Consider the following 19,415-nt stretch of genomic DNA (forward strand, 5'->3'; position numbering starts at 1 on the left):
GACAACTTTGTTGCGCTCTGCAATGGGCCCCTTCGCATCAACAGCGGCTGGGGTCCGCAGTAAGAAGTAGACGGTTCGTGCCTGGCTCGGTGCGGACCGAGACAGGAGAAATGTGGCCAAGGTCCGCGTACATGAGCTCGCCAAAGAGCTCGGTATAACTTCCAAAGATGCAGTGACAAAACTGCAGGAACTGGGCGAATTCGTTCGCTCCGCCTCATCCACCATTGAGGCCCCCGTTGTGCGGAAACTGCGCAACGCCTTCCCCGACGCCGCTGCCAAGTCGGCAGCCCCTGCCGCGACGCCCGCAGCCGCCCCCAAGGCGCCCGCACCCGCAGCAGGATCACGTCCTTCGGCACCCGCACCCGGCCCGGCCGCGCCCAAGGCTCCGGCCCCCGCGGCACAAGCACCGGCAACGCCTGCCCAGGCTGCCCCGGCAGCTCCTGCAGCTGAAACCCCCGCGCCGGCCGCCCCCGCGGCTCCGTCCACGGGAGCCAAGCCCGGCGCCCGCCCTGCCCCGAAGGCAGAGACCCCCGCTCCCTCCACCCGTCCGGGTGGTTCCACGCCGGGTGCCTCCAGCCCCCGGCCCGGCGGTCCCCGCCCGGGCAACAACCCCTTCGCCACCTCACAGGGCATGCCCCGTGGCCGCGGCGGAGACGGTGAACGCGCTCCGCGTCCGGGCAACAACCCGTTCGCCACCTCACAGGGCATGCCCCGACCGGGCGGCGGCCGCGACGGCGACCGTCCCGGCGGTCCCCGTCCCGCAGCCGGTGCAGGCGGACCCCGTCCCGGTGGTCCGCGCCCCGCAGCCGGTGCCGGTGGACCCCGTCCCGCGGCAGGTGCCGGTGGACCCCGTCCCGGCGCCCCGCGCCCCGGCGGTCCCCGTCCCACTCCCGGCATGATGCCTAACCGCACCGAGCGTCCCGCACCCGCAGGTGCCGGCCGTCCCGGCGGCGGCCGCGGGCCCGGACGCCCCGGCGGCGCTCCCGGTACCGGTGGCCCCGGTGGCGGCGGCGGTGCTCCCGCCGGTGGCGGGTTCGGCAAGGGCGGCCGCGGCCGCGGTGGCACCCAGGGTGCCTTCGGCAAGGGCGGCGCAGGCCGTGGCAAGCAGCGCAAGTCCAAGCGCGCCAAGCGCCAGGAACTTGAGCAGATGAGTGCCCCGTCGCTGGGTGGCGTGAGCGTACCCCGCGGCGACGGCAACACTGTGATCCGGCTCCGCCGCGGCTCGTCCATCACGGACTTCGCCGACAAGATCGAGGCGAACCCCGCTGCACTGGTGACCGTGCTGTTCCACCTTGGTGAAATGGCTACCGCCACCCAGTCCCTGGACGAAGACACCTTCGCCCTCCTCGGCGAGGAACTGGGCTACAAGCTCCAGGTCGTCTCCCCGGAAGACGAAGAACGCGAGCTGCTCTCCAGCTTCGACATCGACTTTGACGCCGAACTCGAAGCCGAAGGCGACGAGGAACTTGAGGCACGTCCTCCTGTAGTCACCGTCATGGGTCACGTCGACCACGGTAAGACCCGACTGCTCGATGCCATCCGCAAGTCCGACGTCATGGCGGGCGAACACGGTGGCATCACCCAGCACATCGGTGCCTACCAGGTCACGCACAACCACGAAGGCGACGACCGGAAGATCACCTTCATCGATACCCCGGGCCACGAGGCGTTCACCGCCATGCGTGCCCGAGGTGCCAAGGTCACCGACATCGCCATCCTGGTGGTCGCAGCGGACGACGGCGTCATGCCCCAGACCGTTGAGGCGCTCAACCACGCCCAGGCGGCCAACGTACCGATCGTCGTGGCAGTGAACAAGATCGACAAGGAAGGCGCCAACCCGGAAAAGGTCCGCGGCCAGCTGACCGAGTACGGACTGGTTCCCGAGGAATACGGTGGCGACACCATGTTCGTGGAAGTTTCTGCCCGCCAGAACCTCCACATCGACGAGCTGCTCGAGGCCGTCCTGCTCACCGCGGACGCTGCCCTGGACATGCGCGCCAACCCGAACAAGGACGCCCGCGGTATCGCGATCGAAGCCAACCTGGACAAGGGCCGCGGTGCGGTTGCCACCGTCCTGGTGCAGTCCGGCACCCTGCGCGTCGGCGACACCATCGTGGCAGGCACGGCCCACGGCCGCGTCCGTGCGATGTTCGACGACGACGGCAGCGCCCTGACCGAGGCAGGCCCGTCCCGCCCCGTGCAGGTGCTGGGTCTGTCCAACGTCCCGCGCGCCGGTGACACCTTCTTCGTGACCGCTGACGAGCGCACCGCCCGCCAGATCGCCGAGAAGCGTGAAGCCGCCGACCGCAACGCCGCCCTGGCCAAGCGCCGCAAGCGGATCAGCCTGGAAGACTTCGACCAGGCCGTCGCCGAAGGCAAGATCGACACCCTCAACCTCATCCTCAAGGGTGACGTGTCCGGTGCCGTGGAAGCCCTCGAAGACGCGCTGCTCAAGATCGACGTCGGCGAAGGCGTGCAGCTGCGCGTCATCCACCGCGGTGTGGGTGCCATCACCCAGAACGACGTCAACCTGGCAACGGTCGACTCCGCCGTCATCATCGGCTTCAACGTCAAGCCCGCCGAGCGGGTTGCCGAACTGGCAGACCGCGAAGGCGTGGACATGCGCTTCTACTCCGTCATCTACGCAGCAATCGATGACATCGAAGCAGCCCTCAAGGGCATGCTCAAGCCGGAGTACGAAGAAGTCCAGCTTGGCACCGCCGAGGTCCGCGAAGTGTTCCGCTCCTCCAAGTTCGGAAACATCGCCGGCTCGATCGTCCGCTCGGGCATCATCCGCCGCAACGCCAAGGCACGCGTCACCCGCGACGGCAAGATCATTGGTGACAACCTCACGGTCGAGTCGCTCAAGCGGTTCAAGGACGACGCCACCGAGGTCCGCACGGACTTCGAATGTGGTATCGGTCTTGGCTCGTACAACGACATCACCGAAGGCGACATCATCGAGACCTTCGAGATGCGCGAGAAGCCGCGCGTCTAGGCTGTCTGTTTCGGGGCCGTCGGGATCTCCCGGCGGCCCCCGCTTTTCCGCCGTAAAGGGGGCCCCGCCCCTACGACGGGTGGCCGACGATCTGCGATCGTCAGCCACCCGTCTCCGGCAGGCCCGATGCCACTCCCGGGCCCCCTTCACGGCTCCAAAGCGCCGCCGGAAGATCCCGACGGCGTCGTCCCTGGCTTACCAAGGCGCGCACCACCCGGGGCGACGTAATCGCCCAAGTAGCGGCGTCGCCGTCGTACGTCCCAAATTTTTCTTCTTTAGGAGTTGTTCATGGCTGATCCGGCACGTGCTGCAAAATTGGCGCAGCGGATTAAGGTTGTTGTTGCTGAGGCTCTGGGCCGGAAGGCCAAGGATCCCCGGCTTGAGGGCATTACTGTTACCGACGCCCGGGTGACCAATGATCTGCAGCACGCCACTGTTTACTACACGGTCTTCGGTGACGAGGCTGTCCAGGCCGACGCCGCCAAGGGGCTTGAAAAGGCCAAGGGTGTGCTGCGGCAGGAAGTCGGCCGGAACATCACCGTCCGGTTGACCCCCACCCTGGAGTTCGTGGCAGACCAGATCCCGGTCAACGCTTCGAACCTCGAGGAACTCCTGCGGGAAGCCCGCAAACGTGACGCCGAAGTGGCCGCGCTGGCCGCCAATGCGCAGCACGCCGGTGACGCCGACCCCTACAAGTCCGACGACGTCGACATCGACGAAGACGACTTCGACGAAGAGGACACCGACCTCAGCAGCGACGGCGACGTCGACGAGGACAGCAACAAGTAAGACACCGGCCTCAGCAGCGACGGCGACGTCGACGAGGACAGCAACATGCAGGACGCCAGCAGGGCCCGGGAGCTGATCCCGGGCCCTGCTGCTTTTAACCCATCAGTGCTGCATCCCTAGTGCAGGTCAGCTTTGATGACCTTCCCGGACGGCGGCTGCGAGGGATCCCCGAGCGCGTCAGCCGTGGCGTAGAGCGTGTTGCCGCTGATGTCGACGTCCGCGGGCATGTTTACAGCCAGGAACTGGGAACGGCTGCCCTCACACGTGAACTTCAGGATCTCGCCGCCGAACAGGGACGCCACATACACATCACCATTGCCGGCGACCGCCAGGCCCGTGGGGCTGAGGATGTGGTCCGCCCAGAGGTCGGTGTCACCGTTCCACGGGTTGATCTTGAAAATCGCACCGCGGGCACCAAGCTCCGGTCCTTCCGGTCCGCCCGGCAGGGACGTCACATACAGCATCCCGTCCGGGCCGATCACCACATCGGTAGGCACGGGCTCGAAGGCGTACTTGTGCCCCACCACGCAGTCCGGAACCGTCATGGTGTTCCCCTCCATGTCCACAGGGATCTTCAACCCCGCCGGAATGGTGGCCGGCCGTGGCGGCAGGACGGCGATTGTATCGATGTCGCCGTCCTTCAGGTTCACCTTGAGCACGGCGTTCATCCCTGCGTCGGCCACATAGGCGGTGTCATCCTTGACCGCCAGGGCATAAGGGTGGGAGTCAACCGTGCCTTTGTACTTTGCCGGCGGGAACGCGGGCCAACCGGCCAGGCACTGATCGCTGACGTCACGGCCAAACCCGTAGCGCTGGTCTCCGTCCGGGTTGTGGCGCCGTTCGTAGTCGGCAAAATTGGCGATGGTGTCCACATCGCCCTTGGCGTCGATCGACTTGAGGTATCCGTGCAGTGCGGCGGGGTCTCCCTGGCCGGCGCCCACACTTTCAAGGTAATACGTGGTGCTGCCGTGGGTGTCGGAGCCGGCCACCTCCCAGCCCTGGGGCGTCTCGGTCGCCAGGTCCTTCGTGGCGCCGTCCCTGCTGATGCGGGTGAGTTTTCCGGCAAAGTCCTGGGACACCAGGACCGATTTTCCGGTCCCTGCAGCGACATGCAGGGGAGAGACGAGTTCATCTGCAAGGACATCGTAGTCGTGTGTGCGGGTGGATGCAGAGGCGGGGCCAGCGGACGCCATGGCGGCGGCGGTGGCCGCGATACAGGCTAAGAGTGCGAGTCTTTTTTTCATTGGGATCTCCGGGTGCGGGGCCCTTGACGGGCTGGATAGGAAGCCTCCGAGGAGGCGAAATGTTCCCCCGCGCGCAAGCGTAGGCTCCTACCAGCGGGTAGTCGTTGGGGGAATCCCCCCTGCGTTGCCCCCTTTCTATCCCCCAACAGCGCCCGCGTGGCTAGGATCGTGCTATGACCTCGGACGAGCACGGCATCCCCTCCACGTACCTCGAGCAGGCAGTGGACCTGGCAACGCGGAACGTCGGCCTGGGCGGGGGACCGTTCGCTGCCGTGGTGGTGACCCCCGACGGGAAAGCCCACGCCGGTGTCAACCGCGTCACCCGGGACAACGATCCCACCGCCCACGCGGAGGTCGTGGCCATCAGGGCAGCGGCGGCGGCAACGGCAAACTTCGACCTCACCGGATCCGTGCTCTACGCAAGCTGCGAGCCGTGCCCCATGTGCCTGGCCTCGGCCCTGTGGGCCAGGATCGGCCATGTCTACTTTGCCGCAGACCGGCACGGGGCGGCGGCTGCGGGCTTCGATGACGCCCTCTTCTACGACTACTTCAACGGCACCCGGCCGGACCTGATGCCGGTCACCCGTGGTGACATCCCGACGTCGGACCTCCCCTTCCAGGCGTGGGGCGCCTTCGCCGGCAGGAAGGACTACTAGCCATGGAAACCGCACTCATCGCCTGCCCTGCCTGCGGAAAGACCAACCGGGTGCCGGTCCGGGCAGTCGGTCATCCGCGCTGCGGCAACTGCAAGGCTGACCTTCCGTGGATTGTGTCTGCCGGCGACGCGGACTTTGCCGAGGTCGCCGAGCAATCGGCAGTGCCGGTCCTGGTGGACTTCTGGGCCGCATGGTGCGGGCCCTGCCGGATGGTCAGCCCGGTCCTGGACAAGCTGGCGCGGGAGCGGCCGGGAAAGATCAAGCTGGTGAAGGTGGACGTGGACACGTCTCCCGGTTTGTCGCGGCGGTTCGATGTCCAAGCCATTCCGACACTGATGGTGATCGTGGACGGCAAGGTGGTGGCCCGCCAAGCCGGCGCCGCACCGGCGGACGTCCTGCGTTCCTGGCTGGACCGGGCTCTCGCCGGCGCGCAAACCTGACGCCGGCCGCCAGGTCGTGCGGGCGCCGCTACCGGGACGCGGCAGGAAGCCGCGACACGCCCTCAAGGAGTTCCTGCTTCCGGCCGCACAACGCGATCCGCACCCAACCCTCGCCAATGGAGCCGAATGCGGTCCCCGGCGCCAGCGCCACACCGGCGTCCGCCAGGAAGCGCCGCACCCAGGCCCGCACATCGCCGCCGGTCGCGTGGGACAGATCGGCCCACAGGTAGAACGCACCCTGCGCCGGGAGGAAACGGATCCCCTTGGCAGCCAGTACCGCCGAGGCGGCATCCCGGTTCTCCCGGTAATGCTGATGTGCGTGCCGGACGTAGTCCTGCGGCCCGGTCAGGGCGGCGAGCGCCGCATACTGCGGGGCGGACGCCACACACGACACGATCGACTCCATGACGTTGTCCATTTTCTGCTTGAGGCCCGGCGGGCAGATGAGCGCGCCAATCCGCAGTCCGGTGAGGCCGTACGTTTTCGACAGCGTCAGGGAGGTGAACACGCGGGCCCCCTCCGGGGAGCCGGCGTCGAACCGTGCCGGGCTCACGTGCGGCACATCGTAGGTGAACGCCTCGTAGCACTCGTCGGAGATGACCCAGAGATCGTGCCGGCGGGCCAGGTCCATCAGGTCCCGGACCAGGTCCTCGCCCAGCACGGCCCCCAGCGGGTTTGACGGTGAGTTGAGCACCAGCACCCGGGTGCGGCCGGTAATGAGGGCCTCGACGTCGGCCACCCGGGGTTGGAAGTTGTGGTCCGGGTGCAGCGGGTACTGCACGGGCACGGCATTGAGCAGCCGGCTGGTCATGGCAAAGGTGGGATAGCCCGGGTTGGGGATCAGGATCTCGTCACCCGGGGAGAGCAGCAGGCTCATGGCCAAGTGCAGGCCCTGCTGCGCGCCGGACACCACGTAGACCTGGTCGGCCCCGACATCGACGCCCTGGTCCTGGCGGAACCTGGCCGCGAACGCCTCGCGCAGGGCCGGGATCCCCGCGTTGGGCGTGTAGTTGGTTTCATCGCGGTCCAGGCAGGCGATGCCGGCGTCCAGGACGTGGCGGGGGAGCGGGAAGCCGGGCTCGCCGATGCTCAGCACCAGCGCGTCCGGCGTGCGCCAGGCGGCCTCGGTGATCTCGCGGATCTGGTTGACGGGCACGTCGCGGACGTGGGCGGCAAGCTCGGGCATGCCAGCCATCCTAGCCGTCCATGTCCGCCCTCCGCCTGGCGTGCGGGCGCCCCAACCTGCGCCGATATACTGGGAGGCGTGCTTTCTGGACTGGTGATAGTGGACAAGCCGCAGGGATGGACCAGCCATGACGTGGTTGGCCGGATGCGGCGCCTCGCAGGGACCCGGAAAGTGGGGCATGCGGGCACCCTCGACCCCATGGCCACCGGCGTGCTGGTCCTCGGCATCAACAAGGCCACCCGCCTGCTGACCTACATTGTGGGCACCTCCAAGACCTACACGGCCACCATTCGGCTGGGCCAGTCCACCGTGACGGACGACGCCGAAGGGGAGGTCACCGCCACGGCCGGCACGTCCGGGGTGGGCGAGCAGGCAATTTACGACGGCGTCGCTGCCCTCACCGGCAGGATCGAGCAGGTGCCCAGCAGCGTCAGCGCGATCAAGGTCAACGGCGAACGCGCCTATGCGCGGGTGCGCTCCGGCGAGGACGTCAAGCTGGCCGCCCGCCCCGTCACCATTCACCGCTTCGAGGTCCATGCCGTCAGGCGGGATCCGGACGCGGACGTCATCGACCTCGATGTCACGGTTGAATGCTCCTCCGGTACATATATCCGTGCCCTCGCCCGGGACCTCGGCAACGCCCTCGGCACCGGCGGGCACCTCACCGCCCTCCGCAGGACCCATGTGGGCCCCTACTCGCTGGACCAGGCGCGGACCCTTGAAGAGCTTGCCGAGGAACTCACCATCCTGGAAATGTCACAGGCCGCCCGGGCCCTGATGCCCAACCGTGAGCTGACCGCGGAGGAGACTACGGAAATCTCCTTCGGCCGGCGGATCGCTTCCGGAGCCTCCACAGGTACCGCGGGCGCTGCCACGGCGGAACACCCGGCCGCAGCCTTCGCCCCCGACGGCACCTTGGTGGCCCTCCTCGCCGACGCGGGCAGCTACGCCAAACCGGTGCTGGTCTTCGCCCCCGGCACCGGCCCGGCAGCGACCGCCGCCGCGGAGGCATAGGCGTGGATGCATATTTTTGGATCATCCTGGTGGTCGGCCTGGTGTCCACGGTGCTTTGCCTCGGTGCCGGAATCCTGAAGCAAGCGCCCAACGACGTCACCATCCTGTCCGTCGCCGCGGTCGAACTGGCCCTCGTGGTCTACCTGGTGGGTTCCATCGTGCGGGTCATTGCCGGCGAACACATTGCAGGCGAAGCCTGGGAATTCTGGGGCTACATGGCCACGGCCATGCTCCTGCCCCCGGCAGCGGCGTACTGGTCCATCCTGGAACGGACCCGGTGGAGCAACTTTGTCCTGGCCGCCGTCGGCGTCACCGCACTGGTGATGGCCGCGCGGATGAACCAGATCTGGTACTGAAGTGGAAGAAGCAAAACAAATGAAAGACCAGCAGGCCCGCCCGGCCGAGGACGCACCCGCCCGCAACACCCGCAATACCGGGCCCGGCAGGCTGCTGATCGCGGTCTATGGGGTGTTCGCGATCTCCGCCACGGCCCGCGCCGGGTACCAGATCCTCACCAAATTCTCCGAGGCCCCGCTGGCCTACCTGCTCTCGGCCTTCGCCGCCCTGGTCTACGTAGTAGCCACCGTCTCCTTGGCCAAAGCAGGCAGCACCTGGTTCAAGGTCTCCGTAGCGGCCGTCCTGGTGGAACTGGCGGGTGTCCTGGTGGTGGGGACCCTGAGCGTCCTGGACTCCGTGCAGTTCCCGCACGAGACGGTCTGGTCGCTGTTCGGCCGGGGCTACGGCTTCATCCCGCTGCTGCTGCCCATCCTCGGGCTGGCGTGGCTGTACCGCCGCCGCCCGTCCCAGGCCAAGGCCGCGCAGTGAATCCGGGTAACCTTGAAGAGTTCCGCGGCCGGCCTGGCCCCGGAACACAGATTTTGCAGGCAGCTTAAGGCGAGGGTGATGGTCTACATCTGGAACGATCCGTCCGATGTCCCGGCGGACTTCGGCCCATCCGTTGTCACGTTCGGCAATTTCGATGGCGTTCACCGCGGCCACCAGCAGGTGCTCTCCCAGTTGATCCGCTCGGCCCGCCTCGCGCATGCCAAGGCCGTGGCCGTCACCTTCGACCCCCACCCTGCGCTGATCCACCGCCCCGAGGCCGCGCCGGAACTGATCATGGGCCTGGAGGACAAGCTTGAGGCCCTGGGCGAGCTCGGCCTGGACGCCGTCCTCGTGATCAAGTACTCCCTGGACCTCGCCAGCCTGACGGCCGAGGAATTCGTGGAGCAGTACCTGGTGGACTGCCTGCACGCGAGCCACGTTGTCATCGGCCACGACGCCCGATTCGGCCGTGGCAACTCCGGTGACCTGGACACCATGAAGGCGCTGGGCAAAAAGTTCGGCTTCGATGTCCAGGTGATCAGCGAATTCGGCTCAGAGGGCTACCCGCTGCACGGCGACGAAGCCACCGACCGGCGCTGCTCGTCCACCTGGGTGCGCGAGGCGCTGCAGGAGGGCGACGTCGCCACCGCTGCCGCGGTGCTGGGGAGGGCCCACCGGATGCGCGGCGAAGTGGTCCACGGTGCCGCCCGCGGCAGGGCGCTCGGTTTCCCCACCGCAAACCTCGCCTCCAATGCCTCGGGACTGATCCCGGCCGACGGCATCTACGCAGGCTGGCTGGTGGACCAGGCCGGAACGCGCTGGCCGGCGGCGATTTCGGTGGGCTCCAATCCCACGTTCGATGGCGTCAGCCGGCAAGTCGAGGCACACGTCATCGACCGGCCCAAGGAAGCCGTGGAGGACTTCGATCTGTACGGCCAGACAGTGATCGTGGAATTCGTCGAACGGTTGCGGGGCATGGTGGCCTATCGTGGCCCTGAGGCCCTGGTGGAACAGATGCGGCTGGATGTGGCGCAGGCCCATCAACTCCTCGCCGCCCGCTGACAGCACTGCCGGGGCCCTGACAACGAAAGGCAGTGCGTGTCCGTCGAAAAGAACACCCGCAAGCTCGATGAAGGGATTGTCCGCGACTTCAGCTCGCGGATGAGCTACGCCTCCTACCTGCAGTTGCCCACGCTGCTTAGTGCCCAAAAGCCGGTCAGCGAGCCGGAACACCACGACGAGATGCTGTTCATCATCCAGCACCAGACCACCGAGTTGTGGCTGAAGCTGGTCCTGCACGAGCTGCGCAGCGCCGCCGCCTGGCTGCGGGCCGACGACCTCGGCTCGGCGCTGAAGGGCATTGCCCGGGTCAAGCACATCCAGAAGACCCTCACCGAACAATGGTCCGTACTGGCCACCCTGACCCCCACCGAGTATTCGCAGTTCCGCGGCTTCCTGGGGAATTCCTCGGGCTTCCAGTCCGCCCAATACCGGGCGGTCGAATTCGTGCTGGGAAACAAAAACCGCAAGATGCTGCCGGTCTTCGAATCCGATCCCGAGGCCCACGCCATGCTGGCGGAACTGCTTGCGGCCCCCAGCATCTACGACGAGTTCCTCGCCTATCTGTCCCGGCACGGATTCGACGTGCCCGCTTCCGTCCTGGACCGGGACGTGACGCGCGCCCATGAGTTCACCCCGGACCTGGTCCCACTCTTCAAGCACATCTATGAAAACGCGGCAGAGAACTGGGCCGCTTACGAGGCGTGCGAGGAACTGGTGGACCTGGAGGACAACTTCCAGCTCTGGCGGTTCAGGCACCTGCGCACCGTTCAGCGGACCATCGGCATGAAGACAGGCACGGGTGGTTCCAGCGGGGTTACCTTCCTGCAGAAGGCGCTGGAGCTGACATTTTTTCCGGAACTATTTGCCGTCAGGACGGAGATCGGACAATGAGCATCCACCAGGACGGCCCCACCGGCGTGACCACTGAGGCGCTCCACCGCCGGGCGGCGGAGCTGGACCGCCAAGACCCGCTGGCAACGTACCGGGACCATTTCATCGGAACGGACACCCCGCTGTCCTACCTTGACGGCAACTCCCTGGGCCGGCCCCTGAAACGGACCGCCGACGACGTCGCCGCCTTCGTCCGGAACGAATGGGGCGGCCGGCTCATCCGCGGCTGGGACGAACAGTGGCTCGCCATGCCGCAGGCCATCGGAGACCAGCTGGGCCGCGCCGTCCTGGGCGCGGCCCCGGGACAAACGATCATTGCCGATTCCACCACCGTGGTGCTCTACAAGCTGCTCCGCGCCGCGCTGGCCGCCGTGCCGGACCCGGACCGCAACGAGCTTGTGCTCGATACCGGGAACTTTCCCACGGACCGCTACCTGGTGGAGGGCATTGCCCTGGAAGAGGGGCTGACCCTCCGGTGGATCGACCCCGATCCGGCAGCCGGGGTGACCCTTGACCAGGTGCGCCAGGCCACCGGGCCGCGGACCGCCGTCGTGCTCCTCAGCCAGATCGCCTACCGTTCAGGGCACCTGGCTGACCTGCCCGGAATCACCGCGGCAGTGCACGACGCCGGCGCCTTGGTGGTGTGGGATCTTTGCCACTCCGCGGGGTCGGTAGAGATCGGCCTGGACGGCGCGGACGTGGACTTCGCCGCCGGCTGCACCTACAAGTACCTCAACGGCGGCCCGGGCTCACCTGCCTTCGCGTACGTCAACGCCCGCCACCTGCCGGCGCTCAACCAGCCCATCTGGGGTTGGATGGGCCGCAAGGACGCTTTTGAGATGGCCGCCGGCTATGAACCGGCGGCAGGTATCCGCGGCTTCCTCAGCGGCACTCCCGCCATCTTCGGCATGATCGCCATGCAAGGCACCCTGGACCTCATCGAGGAAGCCTCGATGGCTGCTATCCGGACGAAGTCAGTGGCACTGACCGCCTTCGCCATCGATGTCTTCGACGCCTGGCTCGCCCCGCTGGGTGCCGAACTGGCTTCGCCCAGGGACGCGGGGGAGCGGGGCGGCCACATCACCGTGGACCACCCGGACTTCAGCAAAGCCACCGTGGAAGCGCTCTGGGACGGCGACGTCATCCCGGACTTCCGCTCACCGCACGGGATCCGGGTTGGGTTGTCGCCGCTGAGCACCAGCTTCGCCGAGGTCCTCGACGGCATGGCCGCCATCCGGGACCGGCTGCAGGGCTGACGCCCGGCGCCGGAGCGGGCCGCGGGTCCGCCCGGACTGTTTCGACAAGGTTAGGCCCGGCCCGGTAAACTGGACGATGGATCCGGCTGCAGTCCGTGGCGGCTGGGTCCTGTCGTTGCGGCTTTCCCGGGTTTCCGGGACAGGACGTGCATGGCAGACCCGGCAGTGAACTTCTGACCTGGGCCCTCACGGCACATTCCCAAGGAGTTATTGTGGCACTTGACGCCGCTGTAAAGCAGTCCATCATCAAGGAATACGCAACCGCCGAAGGCGACACCGGTTCACCCGAGGTCCAGGTTGCCGTCCTGACCCAGCGGATCAAGGATCTGACTGAGCACATGAAGGAGCACAAGCACGACTACCACACCCAGCGCGGTCTGCTGGCCATGGTTGGTCGTCGCAAGCGTATGCTGAGCTACCTCAAGAAGACTGACATCGCCCGCTACCGTACGCTCATCGAGCGTCTCGGCCTGCGCCGCTAGTCTGGCTTTGGGGCGGCCCTTTCCCTCCGGAACGGGCCGCCTTCTTCAAATGAAAAACTAAACAGGAGGATCAACCGCATCACGCATTCGCGGTCCTCGGTAGTGATCCCCGGGAACGGCTTCGTTGACTGAAGCCAGCGGCCCGTGGGTCTCGATCGATGACCGGGTGCAAGGGCCAGTAGACAGATGCTGGGCTGGGTTGATGCGGCTGGACTTCCGTGAAACAGAAACGGAGGTGACTCTCTTGGAGGGTCCCGAAATCCAGTTCTCAGAGGCTGTCATTGACAATGGCCGCTTCGGCAAGCGTGTAATCCGCTTTGAAACCGGCCGCCTCGCCAAGCAGGCCGCCGGCGCAGCCATGGTGTACATCGACGACGACACCGCGCTGCTGTCCGCCACCACCGCAGGCAAGCACCCGCGTGAAGGCTTCGACTTCTTCCCGCTGACGGTCGACGTCGAAGAGCGCATGTACGCTGCCGGCCGCATCCCGGGCTCGTTCTTCCGCCGCGAAGGCCGCCCCTCCACCGAAGCCATCCTGGCCTGCCGCCTGATGGACCGCCCGCTGCGCCCCGCTTTCATCAAGGGCCTGCGCAACGAGGTCCAGATCGTCGTCACCGTCCTGGCCATCAACCCGGACGAGCTCTACGACGTTGTGGCCATCAATGCCTCCTCGATGTCCACGCAGCTGTCCGGCCTGCCGTTCTCCGGCCCGATCGGCGGCGTCCGCGTTGCCCTCGTTGCTGACGAGCACGGTTCGCAGTGGGTTGCGTTCCCCAAGCACTCCCAGCTGGAGAACTCGGTCTTCAACATGGTGGTTGCCGGCCGCGTTGCCGGCGACGACGTCGCCATCATGATGGTTGAAGCCGAAGCCACCGACAACTCCTGGAACCTCATCAAGGAACAGGGCGCCACCGCCCCCACCGAAGAGGTCGTGGCCGAAGGCCTCGAGGCCGCCAAGCCGTTCATCAAGGCTCTCTGCGACGCCCAGGCCGATCTCGCCGCGCGTGCCGCAAAGCCCACGGTCGAGTTCCCGGTCTTCCTGGACTACGAGGACGACGCTTACGCCGCCGTCGAATCCGCTGCCGCCGACAAGCTGGCAGCTGTCTTCCAGATCGCCGACAAGCAGGAACGCGACAACGCCTCCGACGCGCTCAAGGACGAAGTCCTGGCGGGCCTGGCCGGTCAGTTCGAAGGCCGCGAAAAGGAGCTGTCCGCTGCTTTCCGCTCGGTCACCAAGCACGTTGTGCGCCAGCGCATCCTCAAGGACCAGGTCCGCATTGACGGCCGCGGCCTGACGGACATCCGCCAGCTCACCGCCGAGGTCGAGGTCCTGCCCCGCGTTCACGGTTCGGCCATCTTCGAGCGCGGCGAGACCCAGATCATGGGTGTCACCACGCTGAACATGCTCAAGATGGAACAGCAGATCGACTCGCTGTCGCCGGTAACGCGCAAGCGCTACATGCACAACTACAACTTCCCGCCGTACTCCACCGGTGAAACCGGCCGTGTGGGCTCGCCCAAGCGTCGCGAAATCGGCCACGGCGCCCTGGCCGAACGCGCCCTGGTGCCCGTCCTGCCGTCGCGCGAGGAGTTCCCCTACGCCATCCGCCAGGTGTCCGAGGCCCTCGGTTCCAACGGCTCGACGTCGATGGGTTCCGTCTGCGCCTCCACCCTGTCCCTGCTGAACGCCGGTGTGCCCCTGAAGGCCGCCGTCGCCGGTATCGCCATGGGCCTGGTGTCCGACCAGGTTGACGGCCAGACCCGCTACGCGGCACTGACCGACATCCTCGGCGCCGAAGACGCCTTCGGCGACATGGACTTCAAGGTTGCCGGTACGGCCGAGTTCGTCACCGCCATCCAGCTGGACACCAAGCTCGACGGTATCCCCGCCTCGGTGCTGGCTGCAGCGCTGAAGCAGGCCCGCGAAGCCCGCCTGCACATCCTCGAGGTCATCAACTCGGCCATCGACACCCCGGACGAGCTCTCCGAGTTCGCACCGCGCGTCATCGCCGTCAAGATCCCCGTGGACAAGATCGGCGAGGTCATCGGCCCCAAGGGCAAGATGATCAACCAGATCCAGGAAGACACCGGCGCCGACATCTCCATCGAGGACGACGGCACGGTCTACATTGGCGCCACCAACGGTCCGTCTGCAGATGCAGCACGCTCCGCCATCAACGCCATCGCCAACCCGCAGGTCCCGGAAATCGGCGAGCGCTACCTGGGTACGGTCGTCAAGACCACCACCTTCGGTGCCTTCGTGTCGCTGACCCCGGGCAAGGACGGCCTCCTGCACATCTCCGAACTCCGCAAGCTGGCCAACGGCAAGCGCGTGGACAACGTCGAAGACGTCGTCTCCGTGGGCCAGAAGGTCCAGGTTGAGATCACCAAGATCGATGACCGCGGCAAGCTCTCGCTCGCCCCGGTCGTCGCCGAGGAAGAGGCTCCGGCCGACACCGAGCGCGTCCACGCCACGGAGCCGGCTGAAGGCGCTGACGTCTAACAGCCCTCGCTTGGCACCAGCATGAATCGGCGGGACCGGTGGATGATCCACCGGTCCCGCCGCTGTTACGATGGCAGCCAGATCCGGCTGCCCGTCCTGAAAGGCTTCAATGACTGTTGTACCCCTGCCGCTTGAGCAGAACCACGCCGGCGACACCCTGGTCCATGGCTCCGACGGCGGGTCCGAAGTCCGCCGTTCCGTGCTGCCCGGGGGAGTGCGGGTACTGACGGAAGCGATGCCGGGCCAACGGTCGGCCACGATCGGCTTTTGGGTGGGCGTCGGATCCCGTGACGAGGCGCCCGGCCAGCACGGTTCCACGCACTTCCTTGAGCACCTCCTGTTCAAAGGCACCCGCCGGCGCACCGCCCTGGAGATCGCCTCGGCGTTTGATGAGGTGGGCGGAGAATCGAATGCCGCCACCGCAAAGGAAAGCACGTGCTACTTCGCCCGTGTCCTGGATTCGGACCTGCCCATGGCGATCGATGTCATTGCGGACATGATCACCGGCGCTGTCCTGGACCCGGATGAGATGGAGCAGGAACGTGACGTCATCCTTGAGGAAATCGCCATGGACAGCGATGACCCCACCGACGTTGCGCACGAACACTTTGTGGCCGCCGTCCTGGGCAGCCACCCCCTGGGACGGCCGATCGGCGGGACCCCCGCAGCGATCAAAGCCGTGGCCCGCGACTCCGTGTGGGACCACTACCGCAAGTACTACAAGCCCCAGGAACTGGTCATCACCGCCGCGGGCGGCCTGGACCACGACGTTGTCTGCGGACTCGTGGTGGACGCCCTCGAATCCGCCGGATGGTCGCTTGAGCCGGATGCGGCCCCGGTCAGCCGGCGCCCCACCGAACGCGCCCAAATCACCGGAACGGCGGGACTGCACGTGGTCAAGCGCGCAGTGGAACAGGCCAACATCATCATGGGGTGCCCCACCATCGTTGCCACGGATGAGCGCCGCTACGTCATGAGCGTCCTGAACGCCGTCCTGGGCGGCGGCATGTCCTCCCGGCTTTTCCAGGAAATCCGCGAGAAGCGCGGTTTGGTGTACTCCACCTACTCCTTTGCCTCGTCCTACGCCGACGCCGGCTACTTCGGGATGTACGCCGGCTGCACTCCGTCAAAGGTCCGCCAGGTGCTGGACCTGCTGGGCGTGGAGTTGGACAAACTCGCGGAGCACGGTATTTCAGGCGATGAATTGCGCAAGGCCGTGGGACAACTCGGCGGCGGGATCGTCCTGGCGCTGGAAGACACCGGGTCCCGGATGTCCCGGCTGGGCCGGGCCGAACTGGTCTCCGGCGAATACCAGGACATCGACGAAACCCTGCGCCAGATCAAAGCCGTCACTGCGGAGCAGGTCCAGGAACTGGCCGCCGAACTCGCCGCCGCGCCGCGCACTGTCACCGTGGTGGGCCCGTTCGACGAAGACGAGACGTTCGGGTTGTAGCTTCCGCGCCGCGCACCGTCACCTTGGTGGGCCCGTTCGACGAGCGCACCGTCACCTTAGTGGGCCCGTTCGACGAGCGCACCGTCATTTTGGTGGGTCCGTTCGACGAGACCGAAACCTTCGGCCTGTGGCACCCTGCGCCGCGGAGACGCTGGCGGCCCGGCTCTGCAGAGTACATCCTGAGTAGGAATGATCTTCGGCAGGGGAAGGCGGAACGGTGAACGGGCCAGGAGCGAAGCACGGACATCCGGAGTTAACGAACCTGCTGGGTCACTGGGAGGGCTACACACACGTTGCTGCCGGCCCTTGGGGGCCGGAACACCGCGTGAGCGCCCAAGTGTCCTACACGCAGGTTGCCGGGGGTCTCGGCGTGGTGCAGAGCTACCGGCACGTCGAACCGGACGGCAGCCACTTCGAGGGCCACGGCATATTCACGATCGATCCGGTCCACAACGACGTGCTGTGGTATTACGTTGACAGCACCGGCGTGCCGCCCGGCAACGCCGCCCGCTGCACCTCGCGCGACGGTGTCATCCGTGTTGAACGCCGCAATGCCGGAGGCTGGACGCGCCACTCGATCGAGGTGGCGAACGGTGTCCTGACACACGTCACCGAATTGCGTTCGCACGGGCGTAACGACGGCGACGATGCCCCGGAGGCGGGTGTGGACGGCAAGGCTTCGTCCTACTCACCATTCATGCGCTCGGAATTTCACCGCGCCGGAGGCGGGGGCTAGGACGCCGCCTCGAGGATGCGCGATTTTGGCGCGCCGGCGAGCGCAGGGGCGTCCGCCGGCGAACGCCATACCTGTGTTTGGAGGTTCGAGAGCAACTGCTCTGCCTGGGCCAGGTCCGCGAAGTCGAGTTCCACAACAACATATTGCGGTTCGCCCACGGGCCGGCCTATCCGGTGCGCGAGAACCCCTGACGCGGACCGGCCAACCGGATCCCGGTCGAATGCCGCCTTCCATGTGCTGAAATCTGTGATTCTGTGTTCGATCTGCAGGGTGAACATTCCAGTCTCCTTACTCGTCCCGCCAGGTTGGAGGACGCTCCACGCTGCTAAAGCTAGATGGTCCGGGCTGCGGCGGGTATCCCAGAATTCTGGGTGGCAGCGCCGCCGGGTCGCGCAGGATTGCCGGAGCATACTTGGAACATGACCAAGGGCTGGGCTGCAGACCGGAGCCAGGAGCGCATCCGACTCCTGGCAGGCTCGGACCTGGATCACCAAGCCCTCCGGACAGCGATTCTGGCAGAAGTGGCCACCATGGTGCCTTTCGATGCATTCGTTTGGCCGTTGTGTGATCCCGTCACGACGGTGGGGATGGCGCCGAGGGCCAGGACTCCCTGCCCCCAGGAATTGCCCACACTTATCCGCCTCAAGTACCTCTCCCGGGCGGGCCGCTGGACCGAGCTGATGCGTTGGCCGGAGCCGGCGGAATCCCTCCTGAAGGCAACGCAGGGAGAGCCCTCCCGCAGCCCGGTGTGGAGTGGCGTGTTGCAACGCTATGGCGTCCGCGATGTCCTGTCCGCCGTGTTTGCCGACAAGTATGGGTGTTGGGCCTGGCTCGATTTGTGGCGGACCGGCGATTCGGTCCCCTTCACGGACGAAGAATCTGCCTACCTGGGCGAGCTGGCAGCGGTAGTGACCGCCGGCCTGCGGAGGTCCGTAGCCAGGCAATTTTGGATTCGACCGGATCCGGAACCTGGCCCGGACCAGGCATCCGGGACAGGATCCGGGCAGCCCGGATTGCCGGAGCAGGCTGTCCTCACCCTGGACGACGATCTGGCGATAGCTGGCCGAACGGCGTCCGTGCACGACTGGCTCAAGCTGCTTCAGCCTGGTCCGGTCCCTCACCATCAGGTGCCGGCTGAGGTGTTGAACGTTGCGGCCCAGCTGGCGGCACGGGAAGCGCTGGTGGACACCCACCCCGCGGAATGCAGGGTCTACGTCGGGGCGGGCCGCTGGGCCTCCCTGCGGGCCAACCGCATGGAGTCGGAGGTGTCCGGACCCACTCCACCGGTGGCCGTGACGATTCAGGCCAGCACGCCTGCCGCGAGGCTTGACATGTTTGCCCGGGCGTTTGGCCTGTCACCCCGGCAGGGGGAACTGCTCTGGCTCACTGCGGCAGGGGCCGATACGGCAGCCATGGCGGACGCCCAGGGCGTGACGCCGTACACGATCCAGGACCAATTCAAGCAACTCTTCCAGACATGCGGAGTCCACAGCCGGGTGTCCCTGCTGGCCATGGCCCTGGGCACGGGAGCCAGGGCCTAGCGGTGGGCTGTTGGCTTCCGGAGCCACCGCCTGAGACACATTCGTTCATCGGAAGTTCCTACCACAAGACGACGTCCCATCGCCTCGCCGGGTCTGGCGGCAGGAGGAACGGCATAGCGTAGAAGTCGTCCCACACAGGATCTGTTGGAGGGAGTTGATCCGGCTCAATCAAGTTCCCGTCAGGCTCCTCTCTTTCCGGCTCCTCCGCTTCCGGATCCGGGCACGCTGGGAGTTCGGCAAGCGGGAGGGTTCCTGGTGGCCAGTGGGTTGGTTGGGGGTCTGGGTGTTCGGGTTTGTAGTGTCGGCCGGTGGGTGAGGTCCAGCCGGGTGGTTTGTTTT

The 19,415-nt window shown here is 66.7% G+C and carries 18 protein-coding genes; 15 read left to right on the top strand and 3 right to left on the bottom strand.

The features are described from left to right. The first annotated feature begins 112 nt into the window (after nucleotides 1–112). Together infB and rbfA are read left to right on the top strand one after the other, a co-directional pair. A complete protein-coding gene (gene infB / locus QRM96_RS18490) occupies nucleotides 113–2,998 on the top strand; it encodes a translation initiation factor IF-2 (protein ID WP_018763477.1) in 2,886 nt (961 codons plus the stop codon). 288 nt (nucleotides 2,999–3,286) lie between these two features. Continuing rightward, nucleotides 3,287–3,787, top strand: a complete 501-nt coding sequence (gene rbfA / locus QRM96_RS18495) for a 30S ribosome-binding factor RbfA (RefSeq protein ID WP_018763478.1) — start codon at nucleotides 3,287–3,289, stop codon at nucleotides 3,785–3,787. Nucleotides 3,788–3,903: 116 nt separating this feature from the next. Here the strand turns inward: rbfA and QRM96_RS18500 are convergent, their stop codons facing one another. Continuing rightward, nucleotides 3,904–5,031 (bottom strand): ScyD/ScyE family protein, encoded by a 1,128-nt coding sequence (locus QRM96_RS18500; RefSeq protein WP_285320528.1) that lies wholly within the window; start codon nucleotides 5,029–5,031, stop codon nucleotides 3,904–3,906. Nucleotides 5,032–5,204: 173 nt separating this feature from the next. Here QRM96_RS18500 and QRM96_RS18505 point away from each other — a divergent pair, with 173 nt between their 5' ends. After that, nucleotides 5,205–5,687 carry a nucleoside deaminase gene (locus tag QRM96_RS18505; RefSeq protein ID WP_018763480.1) on the top strand — a complete coding sequence of 161 codons (483 nt, stop codon included), beginning with the start codon at nucleotides 5,205–5,207 and terminating at the stop codon, nucleotides 5,685–5,687. A gap of 2 nt (nucleotides 5,688–5,689) precedes the next feature. Then, complete coding sequence (gene trxA, locus QRM96_RS18510) at nucleotides 5,690–6,127, top strand: thioredoxin (protein WP_285320529.1); 438 nt, start codon at nucleotides 5,690–5,692, stop codon at nucleotides 6,125–6,127. A 28-nt stretch (nucleotides 6,128–6,155) separates the two neighbouring features. On the opposite strand, the gene QRM96_RS18515 is transcribed toward trxA, so the two are convergent. Next, entirely contained in the window at nucleotides 6,156–7,313 is a 1,158-nt protein-coding gene (locus QRM96_RS18515) for a pyridoxal phosphate-dependent aminotransferase (protein ID WP_285320530.1), read from the bottom strand. A gap of 78 nt (nucleotides 7,314–7,391) precedes the next feature. Between QRM96_RS18515 and truB the strand changes: the two genes are divergently transcribed. The 10 genes from truB (at nucleotide 7,392) to QRM96_RS18565 (ending at nucleotide 17,535) form a co-directional block, all read left to right on the top strand. Next, a complete protein-coding gene (truB, locus tag QRM96_RS18520; protein WP_285320531.1) occupies nucleotides 7,392–8,327 on the top strand; it encodes a tRNA pseudouridine(55) synthase TruB in 936 nt (311 codons plus the stop codon). 2 nt (nucleotides 8,328–8,329) lie between these two features. After that, nucleotides 8,330–8,683, top strand: a complete 354-nt coding sequence (locus QRM96_RS18525; protein ID WP_285320532.1) for a hypothetical protein — start codon at nucleotides 8,330–8,332, stop codon at nucleotides 8,681–8,683. Nucleotides 8,684–8,702: 19 nt separating this feature from the next. Beyond that, on the top strand, nucleotides 8,703–9,152 hold the full coding sequence (locus QRM96_RS18530; RefSeq protein ID WP_018763485.1) for a hypothetical protein: 450 nt from the start codon (nucleotides 8,703–8,705) through the stop codon (nucleotides 9,150–9,152). Nucleotides 9,153–9,230: 78 nt separating this feature from the next. Next, a complete protein-coding gene (locus QRM96_RS18535; protein ID WP_285320533.1) occupies nucleotides 9,231–10,214 on the top strand; it encodes a bifunctional riboflavin kinase/FAD synthetase in 984 nt (327 codons plus the stop codon). Between the two features lie 36 nt (nucleotides 10,215–10,250). Further along, nucleotides 10,251–11,105 carry a tryptophan 2,3-dioxygenase gene (gene kynA / locus QRM96_RS18540; RefSeq protein WP_018763487.1) on the top strand — a complete coding sequence of 285 codons (855 nt, stop codon included), beginning with the start codon at nucleotides 10,251–10,253 and terminating at the stop codon, nucleotides 11,103–11,105. Then, nucleotides 11,102–12,361 carry a kynureninase gene (locus QRM96_RS18545; RefSeq protein WP_018763488.1) on the top strand — a complete coding sequence of 420 codons (1,260 nt, stop codon included), beginning with the start codon at nucleotides 11,102–11,104 and terminating at the stop codon, nucleotides 12,359–12,361. The genes kynA and QRM96_RS18545 overlap by 4 nt, the downstream gene beginning before the upstream one ends. 212 nt (nucleotides 12,362–12,573) lie before the next feature. Next, a complete protein-coding gene (gene rpsO, locus QRM96_RS18550) occupies nucleotides 12,574–12,843 on the top strand; it encodes a 30S ribosomal protein S15 (RefSeq protein ID WP_018763489.1) in 270 nt (89 codons plus the stop codon). Between the two features lie 244 nt (nucleotides 12,844–13,087). Further along, entirely contained in the window at nucleotides 13,088–15,346 is a 2,259-nt protein-coding gene (locus QRM96_RS18555; RefSeq protein WP_109044966.1) for a polyribonucleotide nucleotidyltransferase, read from the top strand. Nucleotides 15,347–15,455: 109 nt separating this feature from the next. After that, entirely contained in the window at nucleotides 15,456–16,799 is a 1,344-nt protein-coding gene (locus QRM96_RS18560; RefSeq protein ID WP_018763491.1) for a M16 family metallopeptidase, read from the top strand. Between the two features lie 217 nt (nucleotides 16,800–17,016). Continuing rightward, a complete protein-coding gene (locus QRM96_RS18565; RefSeq protein ID WP_081624209.1) occupies nucleotides 17,017–17,535 on the top strand; it encodes a DUF1579 family protein in 519 nt (172 codons plus the stop codon). On the opposite strand, the gene QRM96_RS18570 is transcribed toward QRM96_RS18565, so the two are convergent. After that, a complete protein-coding gene (locus QRM96_RS18570) occupies nucleotides 17,532–17,813 on the bottom strand; it encodes a hypothetical protein (RefSeq protein ID WP_109044909.1) in 282 nt (93 codons plus the stop codon). The two genes, QRM96_RS18565 and QRM96_RS18570, sit on opposite strands and share 4 nt — an antisense overlap. Nucleotides 17,814–17,954: 141 nt before the next feature. Here QRM96_RS18570 and QRM96_RS18575 point away from each other — a divergent pair, with 141 nt between their 5' ends. Further along, complete coding sequence (locus QRM96_RS18575; protein ID WP_133832592.1) at nucleotides 17,955–19,076, top strand: helix-turn-helix transcriptional regulator; 1,122 nt, start codon at nucleotides 17,955–17,957, stop codon at nucleotides 19,074–19,076. Nucleotides 19,077–19,415 lie beyond the last annotated feature (339 nt).

The sequence above is a fragment of the Pseudarthrobacter sp. lyk4-40-TYG-27 genome (assembly GCF_030209295.1).
Classification (GTDB): domain Bacteria; phylum Actinomycetota; class Actinomycetes; order Actinomycetales; family Micrococcaceae; genus Arthrobacter.